The organism is Belliella marina (genome assembly GCF_042682445.1).
GTDB classification, from domain to species: Bacteria; Bacteroidota; Bacteroidia; order Cytophagales; family Cyclobacteriaceae; genus Belliella; species Belliella marina.
The window spans coordinates 414,534-434,683 of sequence record NZ_JBHUHR010000015.1; the positions used below are offsets into that span (position 1 = coordinate 414,534).

The following is a 20,150-nucleotide window of genomic DNA, read 5'->3' on the forward strand; positions in this document are numbered from 1 at the left end:
TAGATGGAGGCGATAAGTGAGATGTAAGGCCGAATTGTCCGTAGGTCTATCTCAAAGTCTAGGAAAAGTGCCGGGGAAATTCAGGGTATGGCTCTTTTACATTTAAGAAAAAGGCGCTGCTTCTATCCCTTGTTTTGACATTTTCATCGATTCATTCGGAAATCCAATTTGCTCTTTGATACTCAAAGCCAAATGTTTGGCCAGATTAACTGGCACAGCATTGCCTATCATTTTATATCCAGCCGCAATGGTTTTATAATAAAAGACAAAATCATCAGGAAAAGTCTGGATTCTAGCACATTCTCTCACACTCAATCGTCTATACAATTCCTCATACCCCTGCTTAAAAACCTGTTTGTTTTCCCCAACCTTTACCATTTTTGGGGCTTGCGGATGGATTGGGGCATGTCTACCGCCTGCCTGGATTGTGAATGAAGGCTCGTCCCAGCTTCTAACCCTATTTCTTGAAAGAAAAATTGTTGAGAACCCCCCAATCATATACTCATGGTTGGCTACATTCCAATTCTCATCATTCGAATAGTTTTTCTCCTTTGCGGGTACTACGCTATCTTTTAGATCCAATATCGCATCAGCTAGATTCAACTTTTCTTTTTTCGGATCTGGGAAATCAAACGTCACATTGATATCCTTTCTAATCCCTACAAAAATCAATCTTTTTCTATCCTGAGGGACTTGAAAATCCACAGCATTGAGCAATTTTACCGATAAGTTATAACCTGCTTTATCAAACATTGCTTTGATATTCTCCAATGCTGCACTATGCCTGGCAGCCAACATGCCAGACACATTCTCTGCCAAAAAAAACCTGGGCTGTTTCTTTTCCAATATTCTAATAAAATCAAAAAACAATTGTCCCCTTTTATCATCAATCCCCTTCAATGACCCAGCCTCACTCCAGCTTTGGCAGGGGGGACCGCCTATGATACCATCACAATCAGGAATTTCATCGGGATTTATCTCAGTTATGCTTCTTTTGTCCAGAACAGTATGGGGATGGTTTTTTTCATAAGTTTCCCAGATTTCCTTATCATACTCATTGGCCCATACAACATTGAATCCAGCCTTTTCAAACCCAAGATCCAGACCACCGGCACCAGCAAAAAAAGAGACTATTTTCATTATCCGTCATTTAGTATTTAAGATTCAAAAATAAAGAATTTTTTCAGACAATGTCCTATGGCATTTGGTGGTGTCCAGATTTATTGCATTCCCAAATCAAACTAATTCATCAGTAGCTGTTTTACAGAATAAAAGCTATATTGTAGTCACCTTTCCAAATGGTGGGAAGATTTCAATGAGTTTATATTCTAATACCTGAAGTAGTCCCATTTTTATGTTTTGTATTGAAAATCAATTGTTTGAAATAAAAACCAAAAGAAATTACATAAATACTAATCATGGCATTTAAGGTTTTTTTTGATAGTCCAGAGAAAAATAAAGGAAAGCTTCATTTCCACTATAAAGGTGGCTCTCCCAAACTTGTTGATGAATTGATCCGGACAATAGAAGAAAATAAAAATGATATACTGGAGATAAATTTGGCTTGGTATCTTTTTAACAACTGGGTGCTCCATGATTATTTGAAGAGAATATCAAAAGAAGGCATAATCGTAAATGTCATTACGATTCCACTGGAAGGCTATGACAATTCCAATCCCAAAAAACTAAAACTGGAAAATGGAGATTTAACCGATATAAGTTACACTAAATACGACTTGGCAAAGTCTATTTTCCATGAGATTTTCTTTTGCAAGGATTTGCCGAATTACAACATATATTTTTTCCCCCACATCTATCTAAGAAGCAGCTATGTCAAGAAATTTTCCAGGGGAAATTTCCCATATTCTTTGCATTTAAAAGCTGGGTATATCAAAAAAAAAGAAGGGGAGATAATTGCCATTAGTTCCTCAAATATGGCAGTGAGAGATCTCACCAAATTCGAATCCCTATTGATTATAGAAGACGAATCAGCCTATCAAGTGAGTTTCAGGCAGTTTTTTGGCGAACTGCTGAAAAACAGCATCAACATCAAAAATTTCTCTACAGCCCTTAACACGGCTAATATAGACTATCCACATATACCCAGCCCAAGTGGAGAGAAGGCGTTTTTCACAGCACCTTTTTACTTTGATTCCTCCAACCGTCTGGAAGACGAATTATTGAAAATCTTATCCGGAGCCAAAGAGAAGATTATTATCTGTGCTCAACATCTTGCCGCATTTAACTATAAGTTCAAAGCACAATATCATTCACAAATAAAAGAGAACCAAATGCGCCAAGGGATACTCGGCAAAATATTGGAATTGGCAAAAACCGGAATTAGGGTGACTTGCTTATCACAAACATTTGCACCACCGGATTCTCTGCAATCGAAATTCGAGAACCACAATTTCAGAGCTCCCAGCAACAAAGTGAATTTCAAAAATTTTATTGATGAATTGGAAAAGACCAATTCTGCCGATTATTTCGTCAATAAAAACATTCATTCAAAGTTCATTATTGTTGATGATCTATTGGTTTTTTGCACATACAACTTCACCCCTACACAATTTTCTTATTTGGATTCGGTGGAAATTGACCAATTCACACATATGCCAGACATGTCGTACAAAGGTATACACTGTGAAGTTTCTGCACATGTGATCGTTGACAATGATGATATTTGTGCATCTTTCAATCGTCACGTCAGAACAATCATAGATGCTGACACAACGATTAAAGTGCTATGACATTTAAAGTTCAAGTCAAAATTTCATTCGAAGATAATAACAATGCCATGATGTTATTACGGGCCGTCCATTCCAATTGTGCTGAACCGACTCCAATGCGTTATAACAAGGTGATCGATTAGGTATTTGGAAATTGTACGAAGTATGGTGTACAATCCACCACGGTCAAGTTGTGCCAAGAAGTAAACCCTTCAATGTAAGTGGATGCAAACCAAGGATTGCAATAATCCAAGAATTAAAAGCACAGACCATTTTTTATGCGCTGGTATTTTTTATTGCATGGAGCTTCCAAAGATTTTTGTAGTAGTAATATTCATGTTTCATTTCATCATTTTGAAAGAAATAAATCAGTCCTGATGTGCCAAGTTTGAGCCAAAAGAGTATTCCAATTGATTTGCCACCCGAATAAAAAGCAATGACCAAACAAACCACCGTAATCACCAAACTAAATAAGGCAAAAGAGCTGTAGAATACCTTTAATAGTTTGATCTTTTTCTTTAGTTCTATCATAAAAATGCATTCTATACGAGGGGAAAGATTTCTAAAACTAATTATTTTTTTTAAAACCATATGATTTTTATCCTTTGTTATTTTTGGAGGGTTCAATAGCATTCATAATTTAGAAGGGCAAATCTTGTCATTTTATGAAGTTTTTTAACGGTTAAAGAAACCGTTAAATTTAATTTTCATGGTAGGTTTATGATATTAGTTATCATATTGAGAAATATTTTGATCTCATTTTAGCTAAATCCTATAGTTCATGAAACCCAATAATCTACTTCCAGATCGTAATTCCTATCTGCTTTTATACGGTTTGATCCAATCATTTATAGGAAATTTCCTTGATATAATTAAGAAATCCACCTATTTGATAAACAGAGAGCAAAGTTTTCGAATTGGAATGTTTAAATCATCTATTTATGCTGTATTTATAGGCATTTTGTTAATATCTTGTAAACAAGGAGATTACAGGAAGGGCTTGAAAGAAAATGGCATAATCGAGATAGCAATCCCAAAAAAAGCTTCAAAGATTTTCGATTTGGACTCTATTCTGGGTAAAGTTGAAATTACAAAATTGGAGATTCCAATAGAACATTATATTGATTTTGTCAATCCATATAATTTTATCCCATTTGAAGATGGCTACATTGCAGGAGACTTGTATGGGGCCAGACGGATAGTGAAATTCAATCATGATGGTTCCTTCCAAACCCAAATTTTGGAGGAAGGTGAAGGACCGGAAATGTACTCCAACGTCATCTCAATTTTGGAAGGGCATGACAAGAGATTTCTTATTCAGCAATCATTCCCACCTGGTTTTGTCCAGACTGATTCGAAATTTCAGATGCTTGAAAGAATTTCAGTGTTAGACGACTTGAGAAATGGCATCTATTCACCCAAACATAATCAATATGTTTTTTATGGTGGTTTTCATTTTCATCCCGATGGAAACAATAAAATCCACTTATATGATACTGAATTCAACAAATCGGGACAGCAGTTGCAGGAACCTGAAGGTTTTCACAAATTGAAGTTTATAAGTCTGCGCACAAATTTTTCGCTTACTCCCGAAAAAGACGTGCTTTTCTTCGAGTCTTATCAGGACACTGTTTTCCAACTCAATGATGATGGGTCCTTTATGCCCAAATACAGAATCAAATACCCAAACAAACAGACTTACGATGAAATCATTCAGCTTGGTCTGGAGGAATCGGAGAGGGAATATGACCCTTTTCGGAAATCAAAAGTCTCAGAGTACTTCCATCTACATAGAGGTTTCTTTGAATGCGATCGGTATATTTTCTTCAATATCTCCAAGGAGAATATCACATACTATGTTATCGTGGACAAAATGGACTACCAAAATGTGATCTACACAACTTTGGCTGTTTCGAAATCAGGTAAATTTATCTTGCCTCCTGCATGGACTTACGATTCCAATAAACAAAAACTCATCTCCAACATGAGTGGCCAGAATATTAAAGGCTTTTTTGAAAAAGATAGCCCAGTTTTGGAAGGTCTCGAAATCGAGGATGAAGAGAGTTACATGGTTTCTTATTCATTCAAAAAATAATATGCTATATATAAACTTGGTCCAATTCAGCTGTACCTTCCAAGGTTCCAAACCACATATTTCCCCTCTCAAATCTCCATTCCTCTATTTCGCTCCCAAAATTTTATCTAAATCAAACTTCTCATCATCTAGCTTCATGGGGACAACTTTACTCGCTGTGATTACCTGATAATAGTCCCCATGGGTGTTGACTATTTTTAAAGCAAGCGCCCCATTGGTAAAATCCAGATATCTAGCCCAGTTGCCAAAAGTATGGGACTCAAAGCTTGCCGGGTCTACCCTGACTTTTTTGGAATAGAAAGTTACTGAACCTTCTTTCTCTACAGATTTGCACCGATACTTCAGGACTTTAAGTTTCTCCTTTCCTTCGGTGTATTTCTCCTCCCCTTGGAGCCAACTGCCTGCATCCATCTTGTATAAGATTTCACCCCTTTGGTAGTAATAAGCATTTCCTCCCTGATTGTATAACTGCATCAGTTCCCCATCGTGGTCAAAAGCCACATAATTCCCCTCTTTGATATAGTAATGTTGTTCCTTTGGAAGGAATTCTTGCTTCTGATTGCTGATGTCTTCCCCTTCTAAAGTAAAGTACTCATAAGTGTAGTGGATATATCCTTCAAAATACTGCTGCCCCTCTACCTTTTGGCAAAAAAACAATCCCAAAAACAATAAGCAAAACAAGAGGTGTTTCATAAACTAAGTAAAGTTAAGGCCAAATTTAAAAATTAAGTCCTGAATTCTACCCAAAGATCCAATGAAGTTTATCCCCATGTTCAATGTACCCTCCATGGCCTGTGTCTTCACAAAATACACTTTCTTTTCCTAAAATTCTATGATGTTTTGCTGTGAACAGGAGGTTCCCAAAACCCGAAAGATCTAAAAAGCCACTTTCGTCTGCTAATTGTATCAGATTTTTAGACCTAGCAATTTTACTGTTCTAAAGCTATATCAAAGCTACATCAAAGTTAGGGTAAAGCTGGGGTAAAGCTGAGGATAGTCTGACCCTGCAAGTAGACCCTGTGTCAAATAGTCCTGACATCCCAATTCCAACCTCACTCCAAGATTTGTGGGGAAAAGCTATTTAGGACACCCACATCTCACACCCCCAATAAGCCATCTGGCCAGGCTTTGTATCTTGCGTCTCGTCTCTCGCTTCTTGTCTCTTTTCTTGCTCTCCTAATGTTTCACACTTCCAACCTACACTCCCTACACTTTACAAAAAAAAAGCCCCCTTTCGGAGGCCTTTCTATTTATTTGAGACAATATACTATTTCTTGTTTTTCACATATTTTTCCAACCACTCGTGCTGTTCGTAAAGCGTATGGAGGATAGATTCCTCAGCAGCGTATCCATGGCTTTCGTGGGGCAGGAATACCAACCTTGTAGTTGCACCATGGCCTTTCAAGGCATTGTAATAACGTTCTGATTGGATTGGGAATGTCCCGGAGTTGTTGTCAGCCATGCCATGGATCAGCAAGATTGGTGTTTTGACCTTGTCTGCATGCATAAATGGCGCCATCGTGTTGTACACATCCGGAGCCTCCCAGTAAGTCCTCTGCTCGTATTGGAAACCAAACGGAGTCAAAGTCCTGTTGTAAGCACCGCTTCTGGCAATACCGGCAGCAAAAAGGTTAGAGTGGGACAGCAGGTTGGCAGTCATAAAAGCTCCGTAAGAGTGGCCTCCCACGGCGATTCTTTCCCTGTCTCCGATCCCTGAATCTACGATAAAGTCAATTGCCGCTTCCGCATTGGCGACCAATTGATCCAGGAAGAAATCATTTGGCTCTAGGTCGCCTTCTCCTACGATTGGCATTTCGGTCTGATCCATGATTGCATAACCTTGGGTCACCCAATACAGTGGAGATCCCCAGCTCAACCTTGTGAATCTATACTGGGAGCCACGCACTTGGGAAGCTACAGCGGCTGACTTGTACTCTCTGGGATAAGCCCACATCAAAACAGGCAATCTGCCATCTTTGGCAGGATCATAACCCTCAGGGGTGTAGACTACGGCAGATAGATCCAAGCCATCATTTCTCTTGTATTTTACCAATTGCTTCGTGATACCTTTGATCGACTCATATGGATGTCCAAAATCAGTAATCTGAAGCGGGGCTATCCTTTTTCTTGTATTCACCAACCAATAATTCGGTTGTACTTCTACACCTTCCTTGGAGGTGATGAATTCCGTTGCATTGTCATTCAGTACTTTCACGACCCTTTCGTAGTAAGGGGCAGCGCTTCTCCAAAGGATTTTTTCGGTTTTGGTCTTTACGTTGAAAGTCGAGAGATAAGGCATGCTTCCTTCCGGTGAGCCACCTTCGCTTGTCATAAATACTTCGTCACCTTTTCTCAATATCACACTTCTACCATATTCATTGGTCTTGTAAACTGGGCTTCCGGGATCATTGTAGATGTCATCTGAAGACCTTTCGATGATCACAGTCCCTTTGTCCATAGGTTTGGAAGGATTGATCAGCCTCACTATTTGCTTTCTGGTAGCAGACCACCTTTCGCTGAACAATGCAAAACTGTCATCAGACCAAAAAATCCCCCCGTACCTGAAGGGAGTGCTTGCAAACTTTACCTTCTCACCCGAAAATGGCGCATCCAATGTATATACAATATCCCTCTCTTCTATTTCTACTCTTCCATCACCACCATCCTGGGCTTCTGCCCAATACAATGTGGCAGGCTTGTCCGCCCTCCAGTTGATCGATCTTGGACCAGTCACTGTGGCGTCAAAACCAGTTGGCCTTACTTCATCCAGTGGGATCTCTGCAAAGGTTTTGATGTTTTTGCCTGTCATGTCCCAAAGCTGTACATCATATGGGAACCTGTAAGCTGGAACCAGATATGAAAATGGCTTCTTGATTTTATCTACCATGACATATTGCCCATTAGGAGAAAGACTCACAGAACTATACATTCCCGGTTCTCCAAATGCTGTCTTATTGCCATTCAAATCGACTAGCATCAACTGGGAATCCATAAAATATGCAAACAAGTCTTCCTCATGCCTGTTTGTCAAAAGATCCTGGTAGGTCCTCGATGGGGCGGCATTTCCCGAAGTTTCTTGGATCGTCGGCCCGACCGGTGCCAAAGGTGCGACTGGCAGTGAACCTCTTTTGGGATTGATGGCTTTTAGAAGGATTTTGTTGTCGGGAGTCCAGCTCATTGTTCCTCCCATGACATCATTGACTATCTCCTCAGTCAGTTTCTTCGCTTCAAAGCTCGTCAGATCGATAAGCCAAAGACTGATGCCAGTGTTGCTGGTGTTGGTGACAGCGGCATATTTTTCATCTTTTGAAAGGGAAAATCCACCGAGTCTTGCATTTTTAGGCAACCCCGTTATCTGTGTCTCTACTCCGCTTCTGGTGTTCTTTACCTTTACATTTTCCACAGCGCCGCTTCGGCTGGGACCGTTGGTGGCTGGATTGATTCTCATCCCGGCGATTCTCAGCTCTGGCTGTGCCAAATCCTCGATAGAGGGGTTTCCGGAGCGCTCAAGGAGCAGCATAAACTCCCCAGTTCGGCTAAAACTCGCAAGTGGAGTAGAAGGTGCCAATACCAGATCGGCGATTTCTTTTGGCGGGGTTTGATAAGTCAAAGAGTTTTGCGCACTTGCACTTGGTATAGTTATCAACCAAGCGAGGCAAAGCAACAAGGATACTCTCATCGTATTCTGTAATGAGTATAGCATAATTGAATTCGTTATTTGAAGAAAATTACTGCTTTTCATCCAGTTTTCAGCATATTTTTCACTTTGAGGTTTTGCGGATATATAAACGGTAAATTCTGAGGCTTGGAAACAAAAAAAGGAGCTCGAAAGCTCCTTTTTTAATCAAACAAGTTTTTGTTTGGTATTTTTTGTTCCAAATGCCTTATTTACCTACCGCACCTACGGAAATCATCGCACATCTAAAGCCAATGTGGTTGGTAGCAGAGTCTTGGTGAAGAAATCTCCTGGTGCCTGGAGAAAGCCAGTAAGCCATGTCTCTCCAAGAGCCACCTTTGTATACCCTGTATTTATCGTCAATCAAAGTTGTTTTGTAATCTTCCTCTTCATCATAGATCCCATCTTTTCTCAATGGGTTCAAATCATCAAAATCCGTGAATGAAAGTGGTCTGTAAACATCCTGAACCCACTCGTTCATATTGCCTGCCATTTGATACAAACCAAAATCATTGGGTGGATAATCATATACGTTGGTCGGGATGATGTCGCCATCGTTGGCCTGTCCACCCGCAATACCTGCATAATCACCTCTGCCCCGCTTGAAGTTGGCCAACATATCTCCTTGCTTGCCTCTTCTCTTGATATTGTATGGATTTCTTACTCCCCTGCCATCCCAAGGATAGATTCTGCCATATTCTTGGTTTTCGTCCATGTATTGGGTGCCGATCATCGCTTTGGCAGCATATTCCCATTCTGCTTCATTTGGAAGTCTGTATTCCGGTATGGCGACCCCTCTTTCGATCAGTTGGTTTTTTGTCAATGTACTGTCTAGACCTTCTTTTTCCCGCATCAATTCACTCACCCGGAAAGTCCTCCATTTGGCATAAGTAGTCGCTTGTGTCCAGCTAACACCGGCCACAGGATAGAAATTGAATCCCGGAAATCTGAAATAATAGGTGTCATACACATCATTGTAGGACATTGCACCTGCCCATACTTTCTCGGAAGGCTCAAGCTTCAACAATGAATCCGCACTTACAGTCTTGCGCATGCTGAACAAAAACTCCTTATAGTCATTGTTTGTGATTTCCGTCTCATCCATAAAGAACGATGCAATTGTGACCGTTCTCTCAACATTGTCACGGAAAGCCATGACATCCTCTTCCTGGGAGCCGATTACCGCACGGCCACCTTGGATGTACTTCAAGTTGGGACCAACAAACTGCTTTGCCATCTTGGTGACAATGAAGTTTGTACTATCACTGGAATCAAAACTGAAATTTGCACCTGTTGTAGCACTCTTTTTCCCTGGCTTTGCGGCGGTTCTTCTACCATAACCTGGGGTCTTATTACAGGATGATAGGATGCCTGTCGCTATAAAAAGCAACGCAATAGCTACCATTCCCAATTTATTCTTTCCAAAAACCATATGACATTTAGTGTTTTTTGTGCACAAATAGAACGCTAATATATAATCAATAATATCTTATCACAATATTATTTTTTCTCTTCTTACCTTTAATATGCTTGAAATTCGCTTAAATCATAGATATTATACAAAAAATATCTCCGAAGTGACAAATTTAATCCTACCAAATATTTTCAATCTTATTGTATTTTCATCTCACTTAACCATTGCTTGGCCCGGCTGATGTGTTTTACCCCGCTGATAGTGAGTATCAAGCGGTTTTTATGTTCCTTCATCTTGCAATATTTCGGTTGGGAACTTACATACCTCAATATATTCCCGAATACTGTTGACTTGAAATAACTTTCCCTGGTCGATGCTACAAAATAACATTTCATCACATCGTTTTTCAAAACCAGCTTTTCAAAACCCAACTGCTCCGCCAACCATCTCAAGCGAACAGTCTCAAACAAATCTCCGACCACTTTTGGGATTGGACCAAATCTATCTTGGATAGTTTTGATATAAGACAGCAATTCTTCCTCTTTTTTGATGTTATCCAGCTTTGAATATAAGCTCAGACGTTCGGAAATATTGCTCACATATTCTTCTGGGATCAATAGCTCCATATCTGTCTCGATAACACAATCTTGTACGAGGATTTCCACCTTTTCTTTCAAATCCTCCTCAAACAATGCCGCAAATTCATTCTCCTTCAATTCCTGGACGGCTTCATCCAGTATCTTATGGTACATCTCAAATCCCAAGTCTGTGATAAAACCACTTTGCTCAGCTCCCAGCAAGTTGCCTGCACCACGGATATCCAGATCCCGCATTGCGACCTTGAACCCATCTCCCAAATCGGAGAATTCTTCTAAAGTCTGCAAACGCTTCCTTGCCTCAGTGGTCAGTCCAGTGGTAGGAGTGGTCAGCAAATAGCAAAATGCCTTTTTGTTGCTTCTACCAACCCTGCCTCGCATCTGGTGCAGATCACTCAACCCAAACATATGCGCACGGTTGATGATAATGGTATTGGCATTGGGGATATCCAATCCAGACTCAATGATATTGGTAGATACCAACACGTCAAATTCTCCTTCGATAAACTTCACCATGATCTTTTCAAGAGTTTTGCCATCCATCTGCCCATGGGCTCCTGCTACCCTGGCATCAGGTACTAACCTCATGATAATATTGGCAATGGTGTCGATCTCACCCACCCGGTTATGGACAAAGAATACCTGCCCACCCCTTCTCAACTCAAAAGCCACAGCATCCCTGATCACCTCTTCCTCAAAGGTATGGATCTCAGTCGTCACAGGTTGCCTGTTGGGTGGAGGGGTCGCTATCACTGATAGGTCCCTGGCGCCCATCAATGAAAAATGCAATGTCCTCGGAATTGGTGTAGCTGTCAATGTCAATACATCGACATTCAACTTCATCTCCTTGAGCTGATCCTTGACCTTTACTCCAAACTTCTGCTCTTCATCGATTACCAAAAGTCCCAAATTCTTGAACTTGATATCCTTGTTGACAATCCTGTGGGTACCGACCAAAATGTCGATCTCTCCAGTGGTAACCTGTTTGGTGATTTCTTTGATTTCCTTGGCAGTTCTGAACCTGTTGATGTAATCCACTTTCACCGGAAAAGCTTCCAACCTTTCCTTGAAAGTCTGGAAATGTTGCATCGCCAATATCGTGGTGGGCACCAAAATAGCCACCTGCTTTCGGTCATTGACGGCTTTGAAGGCTGCCCGAATCGCCACTTCCGTTTTTCCAAAACCCACGTCTCCGCAGACCAACCGATCCATAGGATAAGGTTTCTCCATATCCACTTTTACATCAGCTGTGGCAGCTGCCTGATCTGGTGTATCTTCGAAGACAAAGGAACTTTCCAACTCTACCTGTAGGACAGAGTCTGGGGAAAATTGGAATCCTGAAGCATTTCTCCGCTTTGCATACAGGGCAATCAAATCCTTTGCAATGTCTTTGACCTTGCCTTTTACCTTTTTCTTTTTGTTATCCCATTCTGGAGAGCCTAGCTTTGACATCGTCGGGGCAGTCCCTTCCTGTCCGGAATACTTGGAAATCTTATGCAATGAATGGATGTTCACATACAGCAGATCATCATCCCTGAAAACCAGTCTTACCGCTTCCTGAAATTTGCCGTTGACATTGACTTTTTCCAAACCTGCAAACCTTCCCACCCCATAATCTATATGCACAATGTAATCTCCCGCATGCAGGGACTTGATTTCCTTCAAGGTCAGAGCCTTGGATTTACTTGACCTGGGCTTGGTCTTATACCTGTGAAACCGCTCAAAAATCTGATGGTCAGTATAGCAGGCGATCCTTAAAGTCTTATCTATAAATCCCTCTCTGAGTCCAATCAATAGGGACTGTGTCTTCAGAGTAGGGTCCAATTCATTCAGAATGTTATCCAGTCTATTGATCTGCTTGTCATTTTCAGAACAAATAATATTCAGCCAGCTGTTTTTTTCATTGCTGACCAAATTTTCCACCAAAAGATCAAAATTCTTGTTGAAAGATGGCTGTGGCTGTGAGTCAAACTGGATTACCTGGCTTTCTTTGGTATAAAATTTATGGCCAAACTCTACCTTGACAAAAGAATTGACCAGACTTTCAAACGAAGCGGCATTGTCAAACAAGTCTTTGGGTTTTGGCAGAAGCTTGTCATTGTTTGTGCTGTTTACAACCTGATCAAAATGCCTGGTAGCTTTGTCGAAATTCTCGTCCAATACATCAAAGGTAAACTGCTGATCCTTCATCCAGATGACTGTATCATTTGGCAGAAACTCCAAAAATGACTGCCTTACTTCCTGTAGCAACCTGGTCTGTACGTTGGGAATGATACTGATCGAGTCTATATTTTCTACAGAGAGCTGCGTTTCGGGGTCAAATGTCCGGATGCTTTCTATTTCTCTTCCAAACAACTCGATCCTGTAGGGAAGGTCATTGGCATAGGAGTATACATCCAAGATTCCCCCACGAATGGAAAACTGCCCCGGTTCGTACACAAAGTCGGATTTCTCAAAATCATAGGTAGAAAGGATTTCCGCAATGAACTCCATGTCCACTTTTTCCCCTACGGATGCCACAAAGGTATTTTCTTTCAGGGAACGCTTATTGATCACTTTTTCGTAAAGCGCCTCTGCATAGGTGATGACTACTTCGTTTTTGTTTTCTTTGGCGAGGATTTTATTCAAAATCTCCGCACGCATCAAAATATTTGCGTTTTCTACTTCATCAAACTGATATGGGCGCTTGTAACTTGAAGGGAAAAACAAGGTGTCTTTTTTCCCCAGCAGTTCCTGCAAATCGGAATTGAGGTAGGCAGCTTCCTCCTTGTCATGTGCTATGATCAAATGAAAACCACCAATACTGTTGAGTACGGAAGTAAACAGCACCATGTCCAAACTTCCAGAAACCCCCTTCAACTGAAAGCTTCTGTTTTTGCGATATTTCAGATTCTCACAAAAGGTCTGTACAAAAGGATCTTTTTCGTAGAGCGATAAGAATGCTTTTTTCTCCAAAATGGTAATTGATAGCTTTGGTAAATATGGCTGCAAGTTAGGAAATTGATTCGTTTCCTTCTTTAATTGATTGATATGAATTTGTGGCCAATATTCTTGAACCTATCCCTGGTTAAAATGTTTAGATGGCAAGAGATAGAATTTCTGGATGAAAGCAAAAGAAGAAAACTGGTTTCAAAAAATTGAAAAGATGCATCCCTACCAAACTTTGATGTACCTGGGGATGTTTGGCAGTGGTTTGCTTTTTTTGTTTCTGGCAGTCGCATTTTTGGCTTCTGGATATGGGGTTCTCGGGGATTTGGGTTTCAAGATGCCTCGTTCATTCATTTTGAGTACGATTGTGATTGTTTTTTCTGGATATACCTGCTCCAAAATGGCCCTGTACTATCAAGAAGAGTCTGTCGGAAAACTCAAAAACAGCCTGCTAAGCACATTTCTCCTTGGGTTGATTTTCACCATACTGCAGGTTGTTGGATGGAAAGAATTGACCGATATGGGGATAGATTTCAGGGGGTTGCCAAGTGGTAGTTTTTTGTATGTTTTGAGTGGCATTCATATTTTCCATTTGGTAGGAGCGATGATATTTGCCCTGATTCTGATCAGGCAATACAACAAGAGAGAAAAGGATGCCATCCAAAATCTCATCTTGGTCACAAACCCATTTGAAAAAATGCGGATAGACCTGTTTACCAAATACTGGTATTTCATGGATTTCATTTGGCTTGCCTTGTTCTTGCTATTTGCTGTGTCATTTTGAAATGGAATTTGGAAATACGCTTTTCTTTCCTGTAGCAATCTAATAATACTGTAATTAAACGAATATCTGTATTCTTTAAGGTATTTAGCCTTATTCTTATCATATTGAGGGATTATTATTCCGTATTCGGACAGATTCTTTAATCTTCAAAACAAAAACAAAATAATTTCTAATTATGTCAGAGAAAAATTATGAAATCAATATCAATCCTGACTGGATCAAAAAGTATCTGGGCAAGATTGTGATTGGCTTTTTCCTATTGGTCGCACTGTTTTCAAGTATAAGGACAGTAGGACCAGAGGAAGAGGGGGTTGTGGTCCAATTGGGAGAATACAATAGGACGGTACAGCCAGGCTTGAATTTCATGATTCCATTTGGAATCGAGAAAATGCACAAAATCCCAGTCCAAAGACAACTGAAACAGGAGTTTGGGTTTAGGACATCCAATGCCAGCAGAAGCTCGGATTATGTCAAGGCCGGGTATGTAGACGAAAGCATGATGCTCACGGGTGATTTGAACCTGACAGATGTGGAGTGGGTGGTACAGTACAGGATCACAGATTCCTTCAAGTACCTATTTAGGGTAAGAAATGCAGAGAAAACACTCCGTGACATGTCGGAATCGGCGATGAGGAAGATCGTCGGTGACAGGACAGTCAACGAAGTATTGACCGTCGGAAGGCAGGAAGTGGCTTCCAGTGTGGAAGTATTGCTCCAATCCATGTGTGATGATTATGAAAACGGAATCCGCATAGATCAGGTGGTCTTGCAGGATGTCAATCCTCCAGAGCCAGTAAAGCCTTCATTCAATGCGGTAAACCAAGCCCAGCAGGAGAGGGAAACCCTCATCAACCAAGCAGAGGCTGAATACAACAGGGTCATCCCAAGGGCAAGGGGAGAAGCAGAAGAGACGATACAGTTGGCGGAGGCATTTGCCCTCAACCGTGTCAACCGCTCATTGGGTGAAGCCGAAAGGTTCAATGCCTTGTACGAGGCATATATGAAAGCGCCTGAAGTCACAAAACAAAGAATCTATTTGGAAACGATGGAGAAAATCCTTCCAAAAATCGGCAACAAAATCATCGTGGACGAGAAAGGAAACAATGTATTGCCGCTTTTGAATATTGACAAAGTAAAAACAGCTAAGCCATGAGAAAAAACAGAATAGGATATATCGTATTGGGGGCTATTTTGGCAATTTTGATCTTCAATAGCTACTTCATCTTGGATGAAACCCAACAGGCCATTGTCACCCAATTTGGGAAACCCGTGGGCGAGCCAAGGACTTCTCCAGGAATCAATTTCAAAACACCCTTCTTGCACAAGGTACAATTCTTCGACAAGCGCTATCTGGAATGGGATGGGGACAAAAACCAAGTACCTACCAAAGACAAAAAGTTTATTTTCGTCGATACCTATGCCAGGTGGGAGATTACCAATCCACTCCAGTTCTTTATCAGACTGAGGGATGAGCGGTCAGCACAATCAAGATTGGATGATATTCTTGATGGAGAGACTAGAAATGCCATCGCAAGCCATGATTTGTTGGATTTGGTCAGGTCTACCAACAGGGATCCTGAGGTCACGGAGGATTTTATGGAAGAGATTGAGATATTGGATGAAATATCGGTTGGAAGGGACAAAATAGAACAGATAGTACTCCAAAAAGCCAATGAAAGGACCACTGACCTAGGGGTACGGATTCTTGATTTCAGATTCAAGAGAATGAACTATGTGGACGAAGTAAGGGATAGGGTCTATGACAGAATGATCTCAGAAAGAAACAGGATCGCAGACCAATTCAGGTCAGAGGGACAGGGAAGGGCAAGATCAATAGAAGGTAACAAAGAAAGAGACCTTGCACAGATCCAGTCCGAAGCGTTCAAAGAAGCTGAAGAGATCAAAGGAAAGGCAGATGCAGAAGCGACGAATATCTATGCGCAAGCATACAACAAAAACAGACAATCTATCGAGTTGTATAAGTTTCTGAGAACAATGGAAAGTTTCGAAAAATCTATGGATGAAAACACCAGTATAATATTATCCACAGATTCTGAATTTTTCAGATACCTTAGAAAGCTGAATTAAGCAAGTTCCCGACATCCGCAGCACATTCCAAAACCAGTTGTTTTGTAGAACGGAAACCATCCAGATTTCGCACGATTTACTTTTTATAAAAGTTGACAAAGAACAAAATCTGAAAGATTTGCTGATGTTGGGGACTTGATAGCCGGCAATGCTGCCAGGGAGATAGTTTAAACCTGAGTTCGACTATTCTCACTTTGTCAAAATGGTTTTAAATGGTGAGAACTACGAAAAAGAAGGTGCGAACTTTTTTATGAAGTAATATTGGGATATTGCGGATTGAAAAAGTGAAGTAGATTGCCGTTTAAAACCGAATAGTCGGCTCAGTCAATAAAAACACCCATTTACTGCGTTAAATTTTTGAGCGATAGCTTAGGCTATCCCTCAAAAATTTGCCTTGTAACTGGATATTTTTATTGATTTTGACTTTGTGATAACAATCGAACTCAGGTTTTAAAGTTGTCCATACAAGGACAATCCTGATCCGTTATCTGTGCTTCAAATGGTATTGGAGGTAGGCTTTTGTTTTTACTGGTAAGTAAACTTACACAGTTTATGAAATACTCCCAAAAATACAGAACTAGCCCAAAGGAAGGGGAATAAGTGGATTCACAACTTATTCCCCTCTTTTATTTTCAGACTTATCGGGTTATCGCAATCTGAACAGGATTCCGGCAAAAGTATTTTTTCATTTAATCGAATTTATTCCTTATTTTTCGAACTAGTTTAAACCACAAAAAAACCGCTTGTCGTTGATTTCGTTTCTTTGCCAAGCTTCACCCATTATGAAAGTTTCTGCTGATCAGCCATTTGAGATTATTTATTCACTCTTTAACCATGAATACTTGGGATTGCTTTTTGAGTCCTTTGTGATTCAATTGGATGAGAAAGGGAGGTTGTCTTTGGCACACCAAAACATCTCCCATGTCAATGCCAAAGAGTTTGAGGCTGGGTTGGATGAAACAGACTACCAGCTGATCAAGATGATGGATGAAATGCAGCAGGATGCCATCACCAAAAAGCTCAACACCAAAAAGCTGAAACCCAAGGAATATTTGAGAAAAATCTATGATGAAAAAACGGGAAACAAAGTTTCCCAAGAGATGATAGAGCTCAAACTTGAAGGCTTGCGGTCCAGGATACTTGCAAAAATGAAGGGGAAGAGGCTTTTTGAAATGGCAAATGATGGAAACCCTATCTGGAAGGAGATTTTTATCATGGAAGAGCCCGCATCCATACTGTTTCACTTCAGGAGAAATGAGGAAAACACACATTATTTCCCAACGATAAAATACCAGGGTGAAAGATTGGAATGGCAGTATCGCAATGCCTATTTGATCTGCAATGAACCTGCGTGGTTGGTTGTGGACAACCACCTGTACCATTTTGCCAAGGGTGAGGACGGGAAGAAACTGATGCCATTTCTCAACAAGAAATTTATCGTCATTCCCAAAAAAGTCGAGCAGCAGTATTATCAAAAGTTTGTAACCCAACTGGTAGCTTCATTTGACGTTTATGCCAAAGGCTTTGACATCAAAGTGGAGCGAAGCCAGCCTGAGCCTGTATTGAGTTTGAGTGATCTTCCCGGCTCTCCAAAAGCCGATTTGTTCGGCAATAAGGCTGTAGTGGAAGAGGAGGAGAAAATAGTCTTTGACCTCAAATTCCAATATGGGAATTATTCATTTCGCTCAGAGGAAAGCGCATCCAATAATGTGGAACTGGAGCAGGAAGGCGACAATTATACTTTTCATAAAGTGATCAGGGACGTGGTCAAAGAGAAATCATATGGAGATTATCTGAAAAACCTGGGCCTGCCTGTAAAATCCTCCCGCTTTGCATTGGAGAAATCCAAGGCCTTCGGCTGGATCAATACACACAAGAACAGTTTGGAGGAGATGGGCATCAAAATCCAGCAATCAGCGACCTTCAAAGGAAAGCAATATTTCATAGGCCATGCCCATATTTCTGTGGAAGTCAACGAAAATATTGATTGGTTTGATGTAAATGCCCTGGTCAAATTTGGCCAATATAAAATCCCCTTTGCAAAGATCAGAAAGCTATTGCTCCAAGGAAAGTCGGAATTTGAGCTTCCAAATGGAGAAATTGCGGTGATTCCGGATTCTTGGTTTGTCAATTACTCCGAGATATTTGCGTTTTTGGAGAACAATGAAGCTTCCGAACAACCAGGTTTGGTATTGAAAAAACACCACCTCGCCCTGGCCCAGGAGTTGCAAAACAATAACCTGGTACAGCTGACCATTAGCCGAAAATTGGAAAAACTGCGTGATTTTTCGCAAATCGAGGAATATGACTTACCGGACAATTTCAATGGTACCTTGAGGCCCTATCAGAAGGCAGGATACAATTGGCTTAGGTTCCTCAACGAATACAAGTTTGGCGGCTGCCTGGCTGATGATATGGGTTTGGGAAAGACTGTGCAGACTTTGGCTATGTTGGCACATGAAAGGAAAGTCTCCGAAGGAACCACTTCCCTACTGGTGATGCCCACTTCCCTGATATATAACTGGGAGTTGGAAGCAAAAAAATTCACCCCGGGATTGAAGATATTGACCTATACAGGCACGCAAAGAATCAAAGACAGTACCCGGTTTGCCAATTATGATTTGGTACTCACATCCTATGGGATCATCCGGTTGGATTTGGAAGTGTTGAAATCCTTTTATTTCAATTACATCATCTTGGATGAATCCCAAGCGATCAAAAACCCGGGAAGTATCATAGCGAAGTCAGTTGGGGAATTGAACTGTAGGCATAAATTGATCCTTACAGGTACACCAGTTGAGAATGGCACGATGGATCTTTGGTCCCAGATGAATTTTATCAATACCGGGCTTTTGGGTAACCAAAGCATGTTCAAAAAGCAGTTTTTGCAACCCATCGAAAAAAAGAATGACATGGACAAAGCCTCAAAGCTCCATGCGATGATCAAGCCGTTCATTATGAGAAGGCTCAAGACACAGGTAGCAACAGACTTGCCGGAGAAAGTCATCAATGTGAAATATTCTTCGATGACCGAACAGCAGGAAAGGGCCTATGAAGAAGTGAAAGGCTATTACCGTGAAAAGATAGTCAGCGAGCTTTCCACTCCGGGGATGAGGAATCAGCAGTTTACCTTGTTGAGGGGGTTGACGCAATTGCGTCAGATAGCGAACCATCCCAAACTGACCAATAAGGACTATGATGGAGATTCCGGAAAACTTGATGATGTGATCCATATGCTTCATTCTACTGCTAGTGAAGGGCACAAGGTGTTGGTGTTTAGCCAGTTTGTGCGGCACTTGGCGATTGTAAAAGAGTACCTGGACGAGCACCAGATCAAATATGCCTACCTCGACGGCTCTACAAAGAATAGACAAGCTGAGGTCACGATCTTTCAGGAAGATGAATCAGTAAAGATTTTCTTGATCTCACTCAAAGCAGGTGGAGTTGGGTTGAACTTGACAAAAGCTGAATATGTGTTCTTGTTGGATCCATGGTGGAATCCAGCCGTCGAAGCGCAGGCAATAGACAGGGCGCATAGAATCGGTCAGGAAAACAAAGTGATCATTTATAAATTTATCACCAGAAATACGGTGGAAGAAAAAATCATGGCGCTTCAAGAGCGAAAGATGGCCCTGGCCGGTGAACTGATCAGTACCGAAGAAAGCTTTATGAAGAGCTTGAGTAAAGATGATATCGAAGCCTTGTTGGATTGATTGTAGATATGAGACGTGAGCCGAAAGTTGCAGAGATGCGCTGAGGATAGTAGATGCGGGATTACAATCAAGTATCTGGCGAATTCTTGATTCATTATTCGGAGTTCAAAATTCATAATTTAAAAAA

At 40.9% G+C, this 20,150-nt stretch carries 12 protein-coding genes; 6 read left to right on the forward strand and 6 right to left on the reverse strand.

Features of this window, described 5'->3' with window-relative positions:
* Positions 1 to 102 precede the first annotated feature (102 nt).
* Positions 103 to 1,140: a DNA cytosine methyltransferase gene (locus ACFSKL_RS06085; protein ID WP_376884405.1), complete on the reverse strand. Its 1,038-nt coding sequence runs from the start codon at positions 1,138 to 1,140 to the stop codon at positions 103 to 105.
* A gap of 278 nt (positions 1,141 to 1,418) precedes the next feature.
* Between ACFSKL_RS06085 and ACFSKL_RS06090 the strand changes: the two genes are divergently transcribed.
* A complete protein-coding gene (locus ACFSKL_RS06090) occupies positions 1,419 to 2,750 on the forward strand; it encodes a hypothetical protein (RefSeq protein WP_376884407.1) in 1,332 nt (443 codons plus the stop codon).
* A gap of 255 nt (positions 2,751 to 3,005) precedes the next feature.
* On the opposite strand, the gene ACFSKL_RS06095 is transcribed toward ACFSKL_RS06090, so the two are convergent.
* Positions 3,006 to 3,260 carry a hypothetical protein gene (locus ACFSKL_RS06095; protein ID WP_376884409.1) on the reverse strand — a complete coding sequence of 85 codons (255 nt, stop codon included), beginning with the start codon at positions 3,258 to 3,260 and terminating at the stop codon, positions 3,006 to 3,008.
* Positions 3,261 to 3,510: 250 nt separating this feature from the next.
* On the opposite strand from ACFSKL_RS06095, the gene ACFSKL_RS06100 reads away from it, so the two are divergent.
* Positions 3,511 to 4,824 carry a 6-bladed beta-propeller gene (locus ACFSKL_RS06100; RefSeq protein ID WP_376884411.1) on the forward strand — a complete coding sequence of 438 codons (1,314 nt, stop codon included), beginning with the start codon at positions 3,511 to 3,513 and terminating at the stop codon, positions 4,822 to 4,824.
* 84 nt (positions 4,825 to 4,908) lie between these two features.
* Here the strand turns inward: ACFSKL_RS06100 and ACFSKL_RS06105 are convergent, their stop codons facing one another.
* From ACFSKL_RS06105 to mfd, 4 genes are all read right to left on the reverse strand, one after another.
* Complete coding sequence (locus tag ACFSKL_RS06105) at positions 4,909 to 5,517, reverse strand: hypothetical protein (protein WP_376884413.1); 609 nt, start codon at positions 5,515 to 5,517, stop codon at positions 4,909 to 4,911.
* Positions 5,518 to 6,091: 574 nt separating this feature from the next.
* Positions 6,092 to 8,527: an alpha/beta hydrolase family protein gene (locus tag ACFSKL_RS06110; RefSeq protein WP_376884415.1), complete on the reverse strand. Its 2,436-nt coding sequence runs from the start codon at positions 8,525 to 8,527 to the stop codon at positions 6,092 to 6,094.
* A gap of 181 nt (positions 8,528 to 8,708) precedes the next feature.
* A complete protein-coding gene (gene gldJ / locus ACFSKL_RS06115; RefSeq protein WP_376884416.1) occupies positions 8,709 to 9,932 on the reverse strand; it encodes a gliding motility lipoprotein GldJ in 1,224 nt (407 codons plus the stop codon).
* Positions 9,933 to 10,111: 179 nt separating this feature from the next.
* Positions 10,112 to 13,465, reverse strand: coding sequence for a transcription-repair coupling factor (gene mfd / locus ACFSKL_RS06120; protein ID WP_376884680.1), 3,354 nt, complete (start codon positions 13,463 to 13,465; stop codon positions 10,112 to 10,114).
* Between the two features lie 148 nt (positions 13,466 to 13,613).
* Between mfd and ACFSKL_RS06125 the strand changes: the two genes are divergently transcribed.
* From ACFSKL_RS06125 to ACFSKL_RS06140, 4 genes are all read left to right on the forward strand, one after another.
* Positions 13,614 to 14,222 (forward strand): cytochrome c oxidase subunit 3, encoded by a 609-nt coding sequence (locus tag ACFSKL_RS06125; protein WP_376884418.1) that lies wholly within the window; start codon positions 13,614 to 13,616, stop codon positions 14,220 to 14,222.
* Positions 14,223 to 14,397: 175 nt separating this feature from the next.
* Positions 14,398 to 15,375 carry an FtsH protease activity modulator HflK gene (gene hflK / locus ACFSKL_RS06130; RefSeq protein WP_376884420.1) on the forward strand — a complete coding sequence of 326 codons (978 nt, stop codon included), beginning with the start codon at positions 14,398 to 14,400 and terminating at the stop codon, positions 15,373 to 15,375.
* Complete coding sequence (gene hflC / locus ACFSKL_RS06135; protein ID WP_376884421.1) at positions 15,372 to 16,310, forward strand: protease modulator HflC; 939 nt, start codon at positions 15,372 to 15,374, stop codon at positions 16,308 to 16,310. The genes hflK and hflC overlap by 4 nt, the downstream gene beginning before the upstream one ends.
* A 782-nt stretch (positions 16,311 to 17,092) precedes the next feature.
* Positions 17,093 to 20,023 (forward strand): DEAD/DEAH box helicase, encoded by a 2,931-nt coding sequence (locus tag ACFSKL_RS06140; RefSeq protein WP_376884423.1) that lies wholly within the window; start codon positions 17,093 to 17,095, stop codon positions 20,021 to 20,023.
* Positions 20,024 to 20,150 lie beyond the last annotated feature (127 nt).

What these genes read in the sequence shown, in the direction of transcription:
- ACFSKL_RS06085 (WP_376884405.1), bottom strand. Translation starts at nt 1,140, where the DNA reads ATGAAAATAGTCTCTTTTTTTGCTGGTGCCGGTGGTCTGGATCTTGGG.
- ACFSKL_RS06090 (WP_376884407.1), top strand. Translation starts at nt 1,419, where the DNA reads ATGGCATTTAAGGTTTTTTTTGATAGTCCAGAGAAAAATAAAGGAAAG.
- ACFSKL_RS06095 (WP_376884409.1), bottom strand. Translation starts at nt 3,260, where the DNA reads ATGATAGAACTAAAGAAAAAGATCAAACTATTAAAGGTATTCTACAGC.
- ACFSKL_RS06100 (WP_376884411.1), top strand. Translation starts at nt 3,511, where the DNA reads ATGAAACCCAATAATCTACTTCCAGATCGTAATTCCTATCTGCTTTTA.
- ACFSKL_RS06105 (WP_376884413.1), bottom strand. Translation starts at nt 5,517, where the DNA reads ATGAAACACCTCTTGTTTTGCTTATTGTTTTTGGGATTGTTTTTTTGC.
- ACFSKL_RS06110 (WP_376884415.1), bottom strand. Translation starts at nt 8,527, where the DNA reads ATGCTATACTCATTACAGAATACGATGAGAGTATCCTTGTTGCTTTGC.
- gldJ (WP_376884416.1), bottom strand. Translation starts at nt 9,932, where the DNA reads ATGGTTTTTGGAAAGAATAAATTGGGAATGGTAGCTATTGCGTTGCTT.
- ACFSKL_RS06125 (WP_376884418.1), top strand. Translation starts at nt 13,614, where the DNA reads ATGAAAGCAAAAGAAGAAAACTGGTTTCAAAAAATTGAAAAGATGCAT.
- hflK (WP_376884420.1), top strand. Translation starts at nt 14,398, where the DNA reads ATGTCAGAGAAAAATTATGAAATCAATATCAATCCTGACTGGATCAAA.
- hflC (WP_376884421.1), top strand. Translation starts at nt 15,372, where the DNA reads ATGAGAAAAAACAGAATAGGATATATCGTATTGGGGGCTATTTTGGCA.
- ACFSKL_RS06140 (WP_376884423.1), top strand. Translation starts at nt 17,093, where the DNA reads ATGAAAGTTTCTGCTGATCAGCCATTTGAGATTATTTATTCACTCTTT.